Source organism: Flavobacterium maritimum, assembly GCF_040049085.1.
Lineage (GTDB): Bacteria > Bacteroidota > Bacteroidia > Flavobacteriales > Flavobacteriaceae > Flavobacterium > Flavobacterium maritimum.
Genome location: NZ_JBDLZY010000009.1, coordinates 67,414 through 84,232 on the forward strand (window position 1 = coordinate 67,414; position 16,819 = coordinate 84,232).

General features: G+C 34.2%; 17 protein-coding genes. 11 read left to right on the forward strand and 6 right to left on the reverse strand.

From position 1 onward, the window contains the following. Positions 1–358 precede the first annotated feature (358 nt). Complete coding sequence (locus tag ABEB23_RS17435; protein WP_348813987.1) at positions 359–3,034, forward strand: TonB-dependent receptor; 2,676 nt, start codon at positions 359–361, stop codon at positions 3,032–3,034. Between the two features lie 133 nt (positions 3,035–3,167). On the opposite strand, the gene ABEB23_RS17440 is transcribed toward ABEB23_RS17435, so the two are convergent. Together ABEB23_RS17440 and ABEB23_RS17445 are read right to left on the reverse strand one after the other, a co-directional pair. Next, positions 3,168–4,331, reverse strand: a complete 1,164-nt coding sequence (locus ABEB23_RS17440; RefSeq protein WP_348813988.1) for a hypothetical protein — start codon at positions 4,329–4,331, stop codon at positions 3,168–3,170. 131 nt (positions 4,332–4,462) lie between these two features. Continuing rightward, entirely contained in the window at positions 4,463–4,813 is a 351-nt protein-coding gene (locus tag ABEB23_RS17445) for a 4Fe-4S dicluster domain-containing protein (protein WP_348813990.1), read from the reverse strand. A 136-nt stretch (positions 4,814–4,949) separates the two neighbouring features. Between ABEB23_RS17445 and ABEB23_RS17450 the strand changes: the two genes are divergently transcribed. The 6 genes from ABEB23_RS17450 (at position 4,950) to ABEB23_RS17475 (ending at position 9,884) form a co-directional block, all read left to right on the forward strand. Then, complete coding sequence (locus ABEB23_RS17450) at positions 4,950–6,023, forward strand: acyl-CoA reductase (RefSeq protein WP_348813991.1); 1,074 nt, start codon at positions 4,950–4,952, stop codon at positions 6,021–6,023. Between the two features lie 78 nt (positions 6,024–6,101). Continuing rightward, the gene (gene serC / locus ABEB23_RS17455; RefSeq protein ID WP_348813992.1) at positions 6,102–7,172 is read left to right on the forward strand and encodes a 3-phosphoserine/phosphohydroxythreonine transaminase; all 1,071 of its coding nucleotides are present in this window, start codon (positions 6,102–6,104) and stop codon (positions 7,170–7,172) included. A gap of 220 nt (positions 7,173–7,392) precedes the next feature. Continuing rightward, on the forward strand, positions 7,393–8,343 hold the full coding sequence (locus tag ABEB23_RS17460; RefSeq protein ID WP_348813993.1) for a D-2-hydroxyacid dehydrogenase: 951 nt from the start codon (positions 7,393–7,395) through the stop codon (positions 8,341–8,343). A 96-nt stretch (positions 8,344–8,439) separates the two neighbouring features. Continuing rightward, entirely contained in the window at positions 8,440–9,000 is a 561-nt protein-coding gene (locus tag ABEB23_RS17465) for a hypothetical protein (RefSeq protein WP_348813994.1), read from the forward strand. Between the two features lie 114 nt (positions 9,001–9,114). Beyond that, positions 9,115–9,549, forward strand: a complete 435-nt coding sequence (locus ABEB23_RS17470; protein WP_348813995.1) for a DUF6146 family protein — start codon at positions 9,115–9,117, stop codon at positions 9,547–9,549. Between the two features lie 32 nt (positions 9,550–9,581). After that, positions 9,582–9,884: a DUF6787 family protein gene (locus ABEB23_RS17475; protein WP_348813996.1), complete on the forward strand. Its 303-nt coding sequence runs from the start codon at positions 9,582–9,584 to the stop codon at positions 9,882–9,884. Between the two features lie 10 nt (positions 9,885–9,894). On the opposite strand, the gene ABEB23_RS17480 is transcribed toward ABEB23_RS17475, so the two are convergent. Then, complete coding sequence (locus ABEB23_RS17480) at positions 9,895–10,209, reverse strand: hypothetical protein (protein ID WP_348813997.1); 315 nt, start codon at positions 10,207–10,209, stop codon at positions 9,895–9,897. Between the two features lie 46 nt (positions 10,210–10,255). Then, on the reverse strand, positions 10,256–10,804 hold the full coding sequence (msrA, locus tag ABEB23_RS17485) for a peptide-methionine (S)-S-oxide reductase MsrA (protein WP_348813998.1): 549 nt from the start codon (positions 10,802–10,804) through the stop codon (positions 10,256–10,258). Between the two features lie 193 nt (positions 10,805–10,997). Between msrA and ABEB23_RS17490 the strand changes: the two genes are divergently transcribed. Continuing rightward, on the forward strand, positions 10,998–11,699 hold the full coding sequence (locus ABEB23_RS17490) for an ABC transporter ATP-binding protein (protein ID WP_348813999.1): 702 nt from the start codon (positions 10,998–11,000) through the stop codon (positions 11,697–11,699). Further along, positions 11,696–12,460, forward strand: coding sequence for a TIGR02757 family protein (locus ABEB23_RS17495; protein ID WP_348814000.1), 765 nt, complete (start codon positions 11,696–11,698; stop codon positions 12,458–12,460). Before ABEB23_RS17490 ends, ABEB23_RS17495 begins: the two co-directional genes overlap by 4 nt. 142 nt (positions 12,461–12,602) lie before the next feature. Here ABEB23_RS17495 and ABEB23_RS17500 read toward each other — a convergent pair whose 3' ends face one another. Then, on the reverse strand, positions 12,603–14,597 hold the full coding sequence (locus tag ABEB23_RS17500; RefSeq protein WP_348814001.1) for a heavy metal translocating P-type ATPase: 1,995 nt from the start codon (positions 14,595–14,597) through the stop codon (positions 12,603–12,605). A 6-nt stretch (positions 14,598–14,603) separates the two neighbouring features. Next, on the reverse strand, positions 14,604–14,957 hold the full coding sequence (locus ABEB23_RS17505; RefSeq protein WP_348814002.1) for a cation transporter: 354 nt from the start codon (positions 14,955–14,957) through the stop codon (positions 14,604–14,606). A 345-nt stretch (positions 14,958–15,302) separates the two neighbouring features. On the opposite strand from ABEB23_RS17505, the gene ABEB23_RS17510 reads away from it, so the two are divergent. Both ABEB23_RS17510 and ABEB23_RS17515 read left to right on the forward strand, forming a co-directional pair. Then, positions 15,303–15,671: a hypothetical protein gene (locus tag ABEB23_RS17510; protein WP_348814003.1), complete on the forward strand. Its 369-nt coding sequence runs from the start codon at positions 15,303–15,305 to the stop codon at positions 15,669–15,671. 204 nt (positions 15,672–15,875) lie between these two features. Further along, on the forward strand, positions 15,876–16,819 hold a 944-nt coding region (locus tag ABEB23_RS17515), incomplete at its 3' end, for an efflux RND transporter permease subunit (protein WP_348814004.1).

Below are 16,819 nucleotides of genomic sequence, written 5' to 3' on the forward strand. Positions count from 1 at the left end.
CTGCCATTCCTTTTAATTCTCTTGATAATGGAATCAGGGCAATTTCACGATGTTTTTGTTTACCGATAGCAGTTTCCCGCTAAAATTTACTGGTATTTACTTTAAAATTTTGCAAATATAAGATTTAATACATGTTGATTAAACAAATGTCCTATAAATACGTTCAAACTTTTCCTTAAATGCATTTTTGACTTTATTCCATTAAAATAAAAACAAATACTCTAAAAATATGTTTCAACTTTTCCTAAAATGCATTTTTGACTTTATTTTAATAAAATAAAAACAAATAATATATAAATATACCAAATAAATATTATATTTGACCGAATAACAAACACAAACCAAAAACAAACTCATTATGAAAAAAATCACATTACTATTTTTTTTACTAAATGTCAGTTTTCTTTTTGCTCAAAAAGAAATCACTGGAGTAGTAAAAGATAATACCGGTGCAAGCCTACCCGGTGTAAATGTTATCGAAAAAGGAACGAACAACGGCGTTTCAACAGACATTGATGGGACGTATAAAATTAGCGTCAAAGAAGGAGCAACTTTGGTTTTTAGCTATATTGGCTACAAATCTGTATCAAAGGCAGCTACTGAAGCCAAAATTGATATTCAATTATCTGCAGAAGGAGAACAAGTATTACAAGAAGTACAAATCGTTGGTTCAAGAAACACTAAAAGAACTGTTGTTAATTCGGCTGTTCCAATTGATATTATTAGCGTAAAAGATGTAACAACACAAAGTGGTAAATTAGAAATTAATGAACTGCTGCAATACGTTGCCCCTTCATTTAATGCGAACAAACAATCTGGTTCGGATGGTGCTGATCACGTCGACCCAGCCTCTTTAAGAGGTTTAGGACCAGACCAGACCCTTGTTTTAATCAATGGAAAAAGAAGACATCAATCCTCCCTTATTAACCTTTTTGGAACCAGAGGTAGAGGAAATACAGGTACAGATTTAAATGCTATCCCTGCTTCTTCTATTAAGAGAATTGAAATTTTGAGAGATGGTGCCGCTGCACAATATGGTTCAGATGCAATCGCAGGTGTTATCAACATTGCATTAAATGACAATATAGATGAACTAAACGGTTCTATCACTTATGGTGCTTATAACACAAACGCAAAAGGAGATTTTCCTCTCGGAACTGCTAATACAGATGGTTTCAGATTAGATCAAAATGGCAACGGAAATACTTATGGAAAAGATCAGGATTTTGATGGTGGTTCTGTAAAAATAGCTGCTAACTATGGTGTAGGTATTGGAGAGAAAGGCGGATATGCTAATTTCACTACCGAGTATTTAAGCAAAAACAAAACCCTACGTCCTGGATTTGATTTCAGAAAAGGATTTGGAGAAGCTGAAATAGAAGGTTTCAACTTCTTTGGAAACATGGCAGTTCCTGTATCTGACAAAACAGAGTTTTATGCTTTTGGAGGAAGAAACTATAGAGACACTGATGCCTACGCTTTTACAAGAAACGACGGAGAAAGAGTAGTTGAGTCTGTTTACCCTGGAGGATACACTCCAAGAATTACTTCAAATATCATTGACAACTCTCTTGCGGCAGGTTTTAGAACTGAAACTGCCAGTGGTTGGAAAATTGATATCAGTAATACATTTGGAAAAAACCTTTTCCATTATTATACCAAAGGAACTATCAACGCCTCATTGGAAGAAGCATCTCCTAAAGAGTTTGATGCAGGAGGACATAGCTTAAGCCAAAACACAACTAATTTTGATTTTTCAAAAAATTATAGCTCAGTCTTAAGTGGAATGAACTTAGCTTTTGGAGCGGAATTCAGAACTGAAAAATTCAATATTTTTGCTGGTGAAATAGGTTCTTACGCTACTTACGACACAAACGGAAGACCTATTACAGACCCAACAACTCAATTTGCCCCTATCGACCCAATTTCAGGAGAGGCTCGCCCTGGAGGATCTCAAGGTTTCCCTGGATATAGCCCAGCTAATGAAGTAGACCAAAGTCGTTCAAACTTGTCTTTATATACTGATGCTGAATTTGACATCACAGATAGCTTCTTAGTAAGTGCTGCTGCCCGTTTTGAAAATTATAGCGATTTTGGAAGTACTCTTAACGGAAAATTATCTGCAAGATTGAAAGCTACTAAAAACATCAACTTCAGAGGTTCTGTAAGTACTGGATTTAGAGCTCCTTCATTGGCACAAATCTATTACAATTTAAGATTTACCAATTTCTCATCAAGCGGAGCATCTGAAATTTTACTATCTCCAAACAACAGCCCTGTAACTCAAGCGTTCGGAATAGAACAATTGAATGAAGAAAAAGCAGTAAATGGATCATTAGGTATGACTGCTACTTTTGGCGATTTTACCGCTACAATTGACGGATACATGATTAATGTTAAAGACAGAATTGTATTAACCGGTTATTTTGACGCATCCTCATTTAATTTAGGAGTAGATGAAGCGCAATTTTTCGTAAATGGCGTAGATACAGAAACTACAGGTCTTGATGTTGTTTTGTCTTGGAAAAAGAAATTTGATGACAATTCATTCAGTGCTACCTTAGTAGGTAACATCAATAACATGGAAATAGCAGAAGTAAAAAATGGTGATTTGGACAAAGAAATTTTCTTTGGAGAAAGAGAAAAAGCTTTCTTATTAGCTTCTGCCCCTGAAAGTAAATTTGGTTTAAACCTGACTTATGACAGAAAATGGTTTAATGCAGGTTTATCATTCACACATTTCAGTGAAGTAAAATTACTAGACTACCAAATGTATGAAGATGTAGCTGATTACGGAAGTTTTGCTGACCAAATTACAGCAGCGACTGATACTTACAGTTCTAAAATGGTAACTGATTTGACTTTAGGATTCAAACTTTCAAAATCGCTTAAACTAAGCGTTGGAGGAAATAACATTTTCAATATTTATCCTGACCAACAGGATGACTGGGTTGAAGCCGGTGGATATTGGGATGCTGTTCAAATGGGATTCGGCGGAGCATACTACTATGCAAGGCTAGGATTTAATTTCTAATCCATATAGTACAAAACAAAAAATCCTGAGTTAATGCTCAGGATTTTTTGTTTGTTATCATTTTTAGCTGACGATTGCTATTTTATTTTAAAAAGAGTTCTCTAAACACCGTTTTTTGCCAGCACGTTGAACATCAGTTAGTTACTTCAATTTTATTAATTATTTCTTCTTCTTCCTGAGTTGTTGTTAAACCGGATAAATCCCAATAATTTGTGAGTATGCTATTTTTTTTATTAATAAGTGTTTTGTCTTTAAAGAGTTCATAATCCTTATAACTAAAACTTTGTTTATTAAAGTTTGTTGTAACAAAGTAATTTCTCACTTCTATTTCAGTTGATTTATTTTTATCAATTCTTTCAAAACCAATTTCTTCTCTTGAACTAACTAAATAATAACCAGCCTCATCAGACCTGTAAATTGCCTTAAATAACGACTTGTTAATATTTTTGGAACCTACCGCAATTTTCTCTTTGGTTCTTGCAAACGTGCTTGGGGACACAACCGAACTTACTTCAATGATTATTTTTTTACTTTTATCATAAATTATGGTAAAATCATCTTTTAAATCAGTTCCATCTTCAATAGGACTGATGGTCATCGCATAATATTGTTCATTAACCGAATAGGCTTTGATTAAAAAATCATATTTCTTTTTTGCTTCGGGTGTTAAAAGAGAATTTAGGTACTTGAAATTATAATAGTTTTCCATTATATTATTCAAATTATAACCTAAAAGATCTGAACTATTTTCTGCATTCACCAAACCATAACTTCGATTTTGCTCTACTAATATATTGGTTTTAAATATTTTTGTTTTATTGTCTATTAAAAAATTCAACAATCCATCATTATAATAGCTGTAGACACCATTAAGCTTAAAAAACTCTCTTGAATATACTTTTAGACGAGCAGGAACCGTTAATTTTTTTTTAGAATTTTCAACTAAGGATTTAAGAATTTTTTGAGGATGTTGTCGTGATACTATAATTTCGTCAAGATTACGCAAGCTACTCTTTAAATAAATAACAGTTGGATTATCTTTTAATGTTGCAGCCCTTACAACTACACCCAAATAAGACGAATGAGAAACTTGAATGTTTGATCCACCTTTTAAAACATAAGTTACAGTTCCTTCCGAATTACTTATCAAAACTTGCTTTGTTTTTAAAATCAAAACAGTGGCATCTTCAATTGGAAGATTGCTATCAATATCTTTCAGTATAATTGATTTCTCAATATTTTGAGCTGAAATAGCAGAAATAAAAATAAAAAAAAGGAATACAAGGAACTTTCTCATGTATGTGTAGGTTTTCGAGCAAAACTAACAAAAACATGAATACAAAAAATAAGTGACTGTATAATAATAAAAAGATCAAAAAAAAATCCCTTCAAACTGAAGAGATTTTTGATTAATTTAAAGAAGACCTTTTATTCGTTATGTAAAAAAGCTTGTCTATTCAACAAGGTTTCTTCGCTTTCTACGTGATTATCATCAGGGATACAACAGTCAACAGGACATACAGCGGCACATTGTGGCTCATCATGAAACCCTTTACACTCTGTACATTTACCTGGTACAATATAATAAATCTCGTCTGAAATTGGTGTTTGTGCTGCATCAGCATCCACTTCAGTACCATCAGGCAAAATTACTTTCCCAGTTAATTTTGTTCCATCTTTATATCTCCAGTCATCAGCTCCTTCATATATTGCAGTATTTGGACACTCTGGTTCACAAGCTCCACAATTGATACATTCATCTGTTATAATTATTGCCATCTTTTTATTGATTACGAGTTAGGAAGTTATGCGTTACAGGCAAAAATCGTTAATACTATTTTCTCCTTTGACTTATAACTTATTATAGCTTATTTTTGTGCAAAATTACAATCAAAACTATTCATAAGCAAACATTATGACATTAGAAACAAAAAAAAGTGTTTTTGTTGAATTAGGAAAATTCTTAAGTCAGTTTTCTGAAGGCAATACTATTAAGAATTCTGCCGTTTTATATAACGATTTATTTTTTGATGATTTTGTCGCGTTAATACAATTATCACAATCCCATAATGGATGGTATACTCCTGAGCAGGTGTATTTTGCTGTTAAATCCTGGGCAGAAGCCCTGACAGAAGAAAACCTGAATCAATGGCTTTCAGCTTATGACTTTACTGTAAATGAACCAAAAAACGTCGCCCTAATTTTAGCCGGAAATATTCCGCTGGTAGGTTTTCATGATTTTTTATCTGTCCTGATCAGCGACAATAAGGTGTTGGTAAAAACATCTTCAAATGACCAACATTTATTACCTTTTTTGGCAAAATACATTACAGCAATTGAACCTGAATTTACTGATAGAATTACTTTCGTAGAAGGAAAATTAGAAAATTTTGATGCTGTAATTGCCACAGGAAGTAACAACACTGCCCGTTATTTTGAATATTATTTTAAAGACAAACCTTCTATCATCCGAAAAAGCAGAAATTCGATTGCTGTATTAAACGGACAAGAAACCAAAGAGCAATTAGTGGCGCTTGGCGAGGATATTTTCAGGTACTTTGGTTTAGGATGCCGCAATGTTTCCAAACTTTTTGTTCCAAAAGGCTATTCTTTTGATGCTTTTTTTGAGGCTATTTTCGAATATCAGGACGTGATTCATTATGAGAAGTACGCCAACAACTATGATTATAATAAAGCGGTTTTCTTAATGAGTAATTTCAAATTATTGGACAATGGCTTTCTAACTATAAAAGAAGACAGCAGTCACGCCTCTCCTATTTCAAGCGTTTTTTACGAATTTTACGATGATCTTACTGATTTACAGAAACGATTACAATCAGAAAGCGAGCAAATTCAATGCATTGTGAGTAATAATCTGGTTGAAAATAGCATCGAATTTGGACAAACACAAAGTCCTAAATTATGGAATTATGCAGATAACGTGGATACTATTTCGTTTTTGTTAACAACAAAGTATAAAAATGTTTAATTATTTCGAATAATTTAACGCTTTTTAAAGTCCTATTACCGAAATTTGCATCTTTAAATTTTGGACATAAACTACACCATGAAAAAACACAACTACAGCGCAGGACCTTGTATTTTACCACAAGAAGTTTTTGAAAAATCAGCTCAAGCTATATTGAATTTCAATAATTCCGGCTTATCGATTTTGGAAATATCTCACCGAAGTAAAGACTTTGTTGCAGTTATGGACGAAGCGAGAGCATTAGTTATTGAATTATTAGGATTAGAAGGCAAAGGATATCAAGCACTTTTCCTAGCCGGCGGAGCTAGTTTAGAATTTTTAATGGTTCCTTACAACTTGATGAAAGAAAACGGGAAAGCCGCTTATCTAGATTCAGGAACTTGGGCATCTGCTGCTATAAAAGAGTCAAAATACTTTGGAGAAACTGTTATAGTTGCTTCTTCTAAAGATCAAAACTACAATCACGTACCAAAAGGATACACTGTACCTTCAGACGCTGATTATTTCCATTGTACAAGCAACAATACTATTTTTGGTACTCAAATGAAAGAATTTCCTTCAGTTGACGTTCCAGTGGTATGTGATATGAGTTCAGATATCTTTTCACGTCAATTGGATTTCTCAAAATTTGACATCATCTATGCAGGAGCACAAAAAAATATGGGACCTGCAGGAACAACTTTGGTCGTTGTAAAAGAAGAAATTCTTGGTAAAAACGGACGTGTTATTCCTAGTATGTTAGATTACTCTAAACATATTAAAGCAGAAAGTATGTACAATACGCCACCTGTTTTCCCAGTGTACGCTTCTTTATTGACATTACAGTGGTTGAAAAATCTAGGCGGAATTCCTGCAATCGAAAAAATAAACAATGCAAAGGCAGCCTTGCTTTACGCAGAAATAGACAGAAACCCATTATTCAAAGGAGCTGCTGTTATTGAAGACCGTTCAAACATGAACGCTACTTTCTTGTTAAACGACGAAGCCCACGCTCCAATTTTTGACGCAATGTGGAAAGAAGCAGGAATCTCAGGATTACCTGGACATCGTTCTGTAGGTGGTTACAGAGCCTCTATGTACAACGCATTACCATTGGAAAGCGTTCAAGTATTGGTAGATGTAATGAAAGCATTGGAAGCTAAAGTTTAGTTTTCAGTCGCACTTTTCAGTTTCACAAAATAGAATTCTGGACACCTAGCCCCGATTGAAATGGAAATCCTTTTATGTTTTTTCTTTAAAAACATAAAAGATTGCAGTGGAAAGCGGGAAATAGCTCCTAAAAAATAAAATATAGTTTAATCGTTTATTTGTTGATTTGTATATCGAATCAACAAGTAAATGAATAAACAAATCAACAAATAAACATAAAATGAAAGTATTAGCAAACGACGGAATTTCTAAAAGTGGAATTCTAGCTTTAGAAAAAGGTGGATTTGAAGTTATAACTACAAAAGTAGCTCAAGAACAAGTAGCTAATTTTGTAAACGAAAATAATGTAAGCGTGGTTTTGGTACGTAGTGCGACCAAAGTTCGTAAAGATATCATTGACGCTTGTCCAGGACTTAAAATCATCGGTCGTGGTGGTGTAGGAATGGATAATATTGATGTTGACTATGCAAAAAGCAAAGGAATTCATGTAATCAACACTCCAGCTTCATCATCAGAATCTGTGGCAGAATTAGTTTTTGCTCATTTGTTTTCAGGTGTTCGTTTTTTACATGATTCAAACAGAAACATGCCTCTTGAAGGAGATACGAACTTTGAAGGTTTGAAAAAAGCGTATGCAAACGGAATCGAATTAAGAGGAAAAACTCTAGGAGTTGTAGGTATTGGTCGTATCGGTCAGGCTACAGCAAAAATGGCTCTAGGTTTAGGAATGAAAGTTATTGCAGCGGATATGTTTATCCCACAAGTTGACGTTAAAGTGGAATTCTTTGACGGACAATCTATTACAACTACTATCGTTTCTCAATCATTGGAATCTTTGTTTAAAGAAGCTGATTTCATCACATTGCACGTTCCTGCTCAAGATGGTTACATTATCAGTGAGAAAGAATTGGCTATTATGAAAGACGGTGTAGGTATCGTTAACTGTGCTCGTGGCGGTGTAATTGACGAGGTGGCATTAGTAAAAGCTTTAGATAGCGGAAAAGTATTATTTGCCGGTTTAGACGTTTTTGAAAACGAACCAACTCCAGAAATGGCAATTTTGATGCATTCAAAAATTTCATTGACTCCACATATCGGAGCTGCAACTGCAGAAGCTCAAGATAGAATTGGTACTGAATTAGCACAACAAATCATCGGTTTATTAGGCTAGTTATTTTACATAAATAATACAAAAGGGAAATAGTAAGAAATTATTATTTCCCTTTTTTTTTTACTAAATTTGATATCTAATCTAAATTTTCATCCCATGTTTGAACAGTTAACACAATTAGTACAACAATTTGGTAATGATGCGGTTGTAAAAAACAATGCTATTCCAAATGAGCATAATGAAGGTGTAATGAACGAAGCAGGTCAATCCGTTCTAAATGGTTTACAAAAAATTGCATCAGAGGGAGGCATAGAACAATTGGCCGGGTTATTTCAAGGGAATAATGCTCAAAACACTAGCAATCCAGCAGTAAAGCAATTAACGGAACAATTAACCGGAAATTTGGGTACAAAATTCGGTTTAAGTAAGGAAACAGCCTCAGATGTAGCAGGAAACATGATTCCTCAAATTTTGGGAAGCCTTGTAAACAAAGCAAATGACCCGAATGATAAAAGTTTCGAAATTTCAGATATGGTTACCGCTATTTCAGGCAATAGCGGGCAGGCCTCCGGAATTATGGACGCGATTTCTAAATATGGTGGTCAGTTTGGTTTAGATCAAAATGCAGATGGAAAAGTCGATATAAACGATGCAATGGCTGCAACAAAAAACAAAAGTGGCATTGGCGGACTTTTGGGAAAACTTTTTGGAAAATAATTTAAATAGTACCATTTTTCATAAGCCATTTATTCATTTAAATGGCTTTTTTTATGTTAAAATACTGAAAAACAACCATTTAATTTCGTAAATTTATTATTCAATTTTTGAACCATGAAAAATAGCATTTACATATTATTAATACTCTTTACTATCATTGCTTGTACCACTAAAAAATCGACTGTTCCCAGTACCGCTAAACCGGTGGCAACGTCGGCAAGTGATACGATACGGATTGCTAATGATTCTTTGGAGTATGAAGTTATAATAATAGACCCTGGCTTTAACACTTGGCTTAATTCAATAGCACTGCCAAGAGGATACTATTCCCAATCTTATTTAGAAACTAAAAACCAATTTTATATTAGCGAATGGAATAATCGTGTACATCAACCTCAAAGATATGATCCGCTTCTTTACGAAATGACCATTGATTATAACCCTACCATTAATTACGGATATGAAGTAAATTATTTAATCTACAACTACATGATTTATTTTCAAAATACCTACAAACAAAAACTTTATGGCCATGTTCCTCTGAGATAATATTCTTAATTTTGCATTCATCATAAATGAAGATGGAAAAATTAAAAAAGCGTTGGGGAATTGAGTCTAACTTTCAACTCACAATCATATTTATAGTTTTTGCGATTACCGGCTCTGCTTCGGCTTGGGTGTCAACACCTGTTTGTTATTGGTTAGGAATTACAAAGTCCGATCTGGGTTTTTGGTTTACCCCTTTTCGATTACTGTTAATTTTCCCTTTATATCAAGTATTGTTAGTCTTAAATGGATTTATTTTTGGACAATTCAAATTCTTTTGGGCATTCGAAAAGAAGATGCTAAAAAAAATGGGAATGGGTTTTCTGTTCAAGGAATAAAAAAACGCCCTTATTCCGGAGCGTTTTTGTTTTTAATGATATAATTATAAATCCAAGTCAGTGTAAACGTTGGTATAAAATCCGTGAACGGTATAATCTCTTCCAAGAAGGCTATCACTCCTCCAACTTTCCCTACTGTTCCTTTATACATCCAAGTCATCAGAAATCCAGCTAAGGGCGCCCAAATGACATCCGAAAACTCACCGATCATGGGAACCGTAAAGGAAACCATTCCAATAGCATCAAAAATAATTCCCAGAATTAGCTTTCGGGTTTTATCTTCCTTTTTTTCAGCTACTGATTCTATTTGCACTGACTCTTTCATCGAAAACATTTAAAAAATTTAAGTTTAGCTTACAAAACCAATGCCATTATTTTTTTAGTTTATCAGCATACACTTTTTTCAATTTGGCAATCTTAGGTGTAATAACATAACTGCAATACGATTGTTCACTATTCAAATTATAATAATTATGATGATACGTCTCTGCCGGATAGAATACAGTCGCCGGAGAAACCTTGGTCACAACAGGCTTTCCAAAGGTGTTCTGTTCATTCAGTAGAGCAATATAATCCAAAGCAATAGCTTTCTGATTTTCGTCATGATAAAAAATCTCGCTTCTGTATTGTGTTCCAACATCATTCCCTTGACGATTTAGAGTTGTTGGATCATGTGTTGCAAAAAAGATTTCCAGTAAATCCCCAAAAGAAATCACATTGGGGTCAAAAGTAATTTCAATCGCTTCAGCATGTCCTGTATCGCCATTACAAATTTCCTTATATGTTGGATTTAAAGTCAGTCCTCCTGTATACCCGGAAACCACAGACTTTACCCCTTCCAATTCTAAAAAAATGGCTTCAGTACACCAAAAACAACCTCCAGCCAAAGTTGCCTTTTCTAATTCTTGTTTTGCTTCCATTTTATATTAATTATATTATTTTTTTTTATTCCTTACCAAAAGAAACCAGCATTCATCTGTATCAGAATTTCAATATTTCAAAGTTATCCAAAATTTATTTGGTTATTCTATTTCATTCCAGTTTTATCAAAATTCTAAGATTATCCATTTTATTATCGATAGAATCTTTGTTTCTTTGTAAAAACAGTTTCAAATGATACAGGCAAAAAACATACATAAATTTTACGATCAACTTGAAGTATTAAAAGGCGTTGATTTACATATTATGAAAGGCGAAATTGTTTCGATAGTAGGTGCTTCGGGAGCAGGAAAAACAACTCTTTTACAAATTTTAGGAACACTTGATAAGCCTTCAATAACAACAGATACTACCTTATTGATAAATGGTCAAGATATTTTAAAAATGAATGATAAGTCCCTGTCTAAATTCAGAAACCTTAATTTGGGATTTATATTTCAATTTCATCAGCTCTTACCTGAATTTACAGCTTTAGAAAATGTTTGTATTCCTGCTTATATCGCCGGAAAGAAACCTTCAGAAACTGAAACTGAAGCTAAGCGATTGTTAACGTATTTGGGACTATCACACCGCATCAACCACAAACCTAACGAACTTTCCGGTGGTGAACAACAACGTGTTGCAGTAGCGAGGGCTTTAATTAACAAACCTGATGTTATTTTTGCCGATGAACCTTCCGGAAACTTAGACACCCATTCAGCAGAGAATTTGCACCAATTATTCTTTCAACTTCGAGATGAATTTGGACAAACCTTTGTAATTGTCACCCATAATGAAGAATTAGCCAATATGGCCGATAGAAAATTAGTGATGGTAGATGGGCAAATTAGTGGTACTTTTCAGCAATCAGATAGCAGAACAGCTGCAACTTTATGAATCAATCAGAACTCAAAGATTTTCTAGACGAGAAAGTCGAATTATACAACAATCCGAATTTTATTGGAAGTGATCCGGTACAAATTCCGCATTTATTTTCACAAAAAGAAGACATTGAAATAGCCGGTTTTCTAAGCGCCACGATTGCTTGGGGAAATCGTAAAATGATTATCAAAAACGCCCATCGTATGATGGATTTGATGGGAAACGCTCCTTATGATTTTGTGATGTCACATCAGGAAAATGATTTAGAACGATTAGAATCTTTTGTGCACAGAACCTTTAACGGACAAGATTTCGCCAGTTTTATACAAAGCTTGCAACACATCTACAAAAACCATAACGGACTGGAAGCTGTCTTTACAAAACATCAGAAAAACAATAGTTTACAAGGAAGCATCCATGAATTCAAGAAACTGTTTTTCGAAATCGAACATCAAAACAGAACCCAAAAACATATTTCTGATCCATTGAATGGTTCGGCAGCAAAACGCATCAACATGTACCTGAGATGGATGTGTCGTCAAGATAATAAAGGAGTTGATTTGGGAATTTGGAAAAACATCAGCCCTGCTTCTTTATCTTGCCCATTGGATGTTCATTCCGGAAATGTGGCCAGAAAATTAGACTTGCTAACCCGAAAACAAAATGACGGAAAAGCTTTGGCCGAATTAGACGCAAAACTCCGTGAATTAGACCCGAACGATCCTGTCAAATATGATTTTGCTTTGTTTGGATTAGGAGTATTTGAGGGATTTTAAAAGAATGGGAACGCAAAATATTTTTTGAATAAAACTTCATAATAAAGATCGAACGGACGAACAACTCCAGATTACAATATCGAAAGACCAGCCAGAAAATGAATATTTAAGATGAAGACAGAAATTGTTGTTACCTATTTCATCAGAACTTCATTCTTTGTATTCTAACGGCATTCAAAATCGCTAACAAAGCGACACCAACATCTGCAAAAACGGCTTCCCACATCGTAGCGAGTCCTCCAGCACCAAGAACTAAAACAATTCCTTTTACTAAAAACGCCATTGTAATATTTTGCCAGACTATTTTCTTGGTTTGTTTACCAATGTTTATAGCTATTGGAATTTTACTAGGCTTATCATCCTGTATGACAACATCGGCAGTTTCTATCGTAGCATCGCTTCCTAAACCGCCCATCGCAATTCCCACATCACTTAAAGCTATTACTGGCGCATCGTTTACACCATCGCCCACAAAACAAACAGTCTCATTCTTGGCCCTGATTTCGTTTACAAGTTTTACTTTGTCTTCGGGAAGTAAATCGCCAAAGGCATTTGCTATTCCCAATTTCTGTGCAACAAATTGGACAACATTTATTTTATCGCCACTTAACATGGTTATTTTTACCCCTAATATTTTTAGTTTATCGATTGTGGATTGTGCATCTTCTTTAATGCTGTCTGCAATAGTTATATAACCCACAAACTTTTTGTCGTAAGCAATCGCAATCAGCGTGTACACAATAGAAGCAGGGTTTATACCATAGGAAATTCCGAACTGATCCATCAATTTAAAATTCCCTACCAGTAATTCTTTGTTTTTCACATTGGCTTTTAGGCCTTGTCCTGAAATTTCTTCTACATTTTTTAATTCTATTGAAGAATCAATTTTCCCCACATAATCATGAATAGCGGTTGCAACCGGATGTGTACTTTTGCTTTCTAAAGCATTGACCATTTGCAAAATTTCCGAAGTTTCAAAATCGGGATTAATTGTTACTTCCTGTACTTTAAAAACACCCTCAGTCATTGTTCCGGTTTTATCCATGACTACATTTTGAATATCAGCAATGCTATCCAAAAAATTACTCCCTTTGAACAAAATACCGTTTCTACTGGCTGCTCCAATTCCACCAAAATAGCCTAGCGGTATGCTGATAACTAAGGCGCAGGGGCAAGAAACAACTAGGAATATTAACGCTCTGTACAACCATTGATTAAAGATATAATCGGCTACAAAGAAATAAGGCACAAAACAAATAACGACTGCCAATAAGACTACAATAGGCGTATATATTTTAGCAAACTTTCTAATGAATAACTCGGTTGGTGCCTTTTGAGTAGTGGCATTTTGTACCAATTCTAAAATTTTTGACAGCTTACTATCTGTGTATGCGGTGGTCACTTTTACCTGAGCTACAGTATTCAGATTTATCATACCTGCTAAAATGACTTCTCCTTTAACTTTAGTATCTGGTTTACTTTCGCCTGTGAGTGCTGCGGTATTGAATGAAGCCGTCCCTGACAGTAGTTCGCCATCTAAACCTAATTTCTCTCCAGGCCTTAATTGGATAACTGCACCAATTTTCACTTCTTCAGCTTTGACTATTTTGGTCTCATTATTTTCTAAAATTGTCACTTGGTCAGGTCTTTGGTCGAGTAAAGTTTTAATATTGGCTTTAGCCCTTTTTACAGCCAAAGTTTGAAATACTTCACCAACCGCGTAAAACAACATCACTGCAACGCCTTCGGGATATTCGCCAACTGCAAATGCGCCAATTGTGGCAATACTCATCAATAAAAACTCAGAAAAAATTTCACCCTTTTTAATACTTTCGAACGCTTCTTTAATTACAGGAAAACCTACTGGTATATAAGCGATTGTATACCAACAAATTCTTAACCAACCTGTAAACCAAGCTTGAGGGAAATAATTATCAAAAGCAATGGCAAACAATAATACAACCAATGAGATAATTGCAGGAACAAACATTTTAATCAGATTACCATTTTCTTCAGAGTGATTATGATCATGATCGTGCTCATCCTCGTCTAAATGACTTTCTGACGTATTTATTTTTTCCTCCAAAGTGCAACAGAGTTGCTTGCCGTTTTCATCATATTTATGTTGATGTTTCATAACTGTCTATACTTTACAGCAATCGTCTAACTTTTCAAAACTTACTTGATCTGCCTTGACTTCATCAGCGTCATAACCCAGTTTTGAAATAGCTACTTTTATAGTTTGTAAATCGGTTTTTACAGGATTGTAATACACTGTAAATGTCATTTCCTTTTCGTCAAGGGTGTACATTTTCACACCTCTTATTTTCAACATTTCAGTTTTAAACTTCAAACCACAGGTTTCGCATGCTGAACAATGGTCGCAATTTAAAACCGTTTTGATTACTGCTTTTTGATTCGTCTTTTGCGCTGAAGCAATATTTGAAATAAAAAACATAGCTATTAACAGGACAATTGATTTTAATATTTTATTCATTTTTAACTCTTTAATATTCATAAATTAAGTTATGGGATCTTTGTCCCCATCATATAACTGTTAAGAGGCAAAATAGACCTTTGGCAACTATTTTTACATCACAGCAATTTACTCAATAAATTTCACTTCTTTACAACCCATTTCTGTTGTTTTAGGAATAAACACTATTCCCCTAATACTAACTTCTTCATGCTCCTCTTCATCGCTATACATCTATTCAGGATACTTCTCTTTACATTGAAATAAAATCAATAATAAAATGAAGGCTACAAACCTTTTTTTCAAACATTTAGAGATATATAAGTAATAATTTAACTAACTTTAATCATTAAATCAAGAGTGAAAATGAAAAATTTTCTCATGTTATTACTCATTTCTTTCAGCATTTTTCAAATGTATGGTAATGGTTTTGCATGCATAGAAAATAAAATTAAAACGGAGGAATCCTGTTGCAAAAAAGAAATCCGTCTTGAAATAGAAAAAAAATATTGTTCCCATCTGAGCAGTGTTTGTAAAAAAGAATGTCATGATAAATTCGGGCATTCTACCTCTACAACTAATTCATCAACTCATTTTAGCATAATCAATGCTATTGACATTAATTTTCATAATAATAATTTCAGTTTTTCTCTAGAAAAACTGAAATTTCATCACTTAGAAACCTTCTTTTCTTCTGGTTTCAATTCTATTTGGATTATACCAAAAACAGGCTAAATCTCGATTTTGACAGCCATCGTTATTCAAAATAAGAAAAATTTATACTTAAAATCATTTGCTTTTTATGTCAATTCAAATAATTAAGTATTTGGCTAATTGATAGTAATCCTATTTAATATTTAGAGTTGTCAAAACAGCAGATTGAATGTTCTAAAACACAGAAAGTAATTGCCATTATATCTGTTAAAAACGGTAATCAATATGATAAATTATTTCATCACCTGGGCACTTAAAAACCGCATAATTGTTTTGCTCACTGCAGCAGGAGTTACTGCTTACGGCATTTATGCTGTAAAAAACACACCCGTTGATGCTATTCCAGATTTGTCAGAGAATCAAGTCATCATTTTTACCGAATGGATGGGACGGAATCCGCAAATCATCGAAGATCAGATTACCTATCCTCTAGTGAGCAATTTACAGGGGATTCCCAAAGTAAAAAATATACGGGCAAATAGTATGTTCGGGATGAGCTTTGTCTTCGTGATTTTTGACGATGATACAGATATTTACTGGGCAAGAACAAGAGTTTTAGAACGATTAAATTATGCCCAACGACTTTTGCCAGAAGGCATTATACCTACACTAGGCCCAGACGGGACAGGTTTGGGTCATGTTTATTGGTACACTTTAGATGCTCCCGGCTATGATTTGGGAGAACTTCGCGCCTTACAGGATTGGTACGTGCGTTTTGCTTTACAGACCGTTGATGGTGTCAGTGAAGTGGCTTCTTTTGGTGGTTTCCAACGACAATACCAAGTGATAATTGACCCTAATAAACTTCGTTATCATAACATTCCATTAATGGAGGTGGCTGAAAAAATTAAAAAAAACAATAATGATGTAGGCGGCAGAAAATTTGAGCAATCAGACATCGGGTATATCATTAAAGGATCTGGATATATCAAAAACATAAAAGAAATTGAAAATATTCCGCTTAAAACTATTAACTCGGTTCCCGTCAGAATAAAGGACGTAGCTGCTGTCCAAATGGGTGGAGAATTAAGACTAGGCATCATTGACGAGAATGGTGAAGGAGAAAAAGTAGGTGGAATTGTAGTGATGCGGTACGGAGAAAATGCAAAAGATGTAATAGAAAGAATTAAGGAAAAATTACCGGATATCGAAAAAGGTTTGCCTCCGGG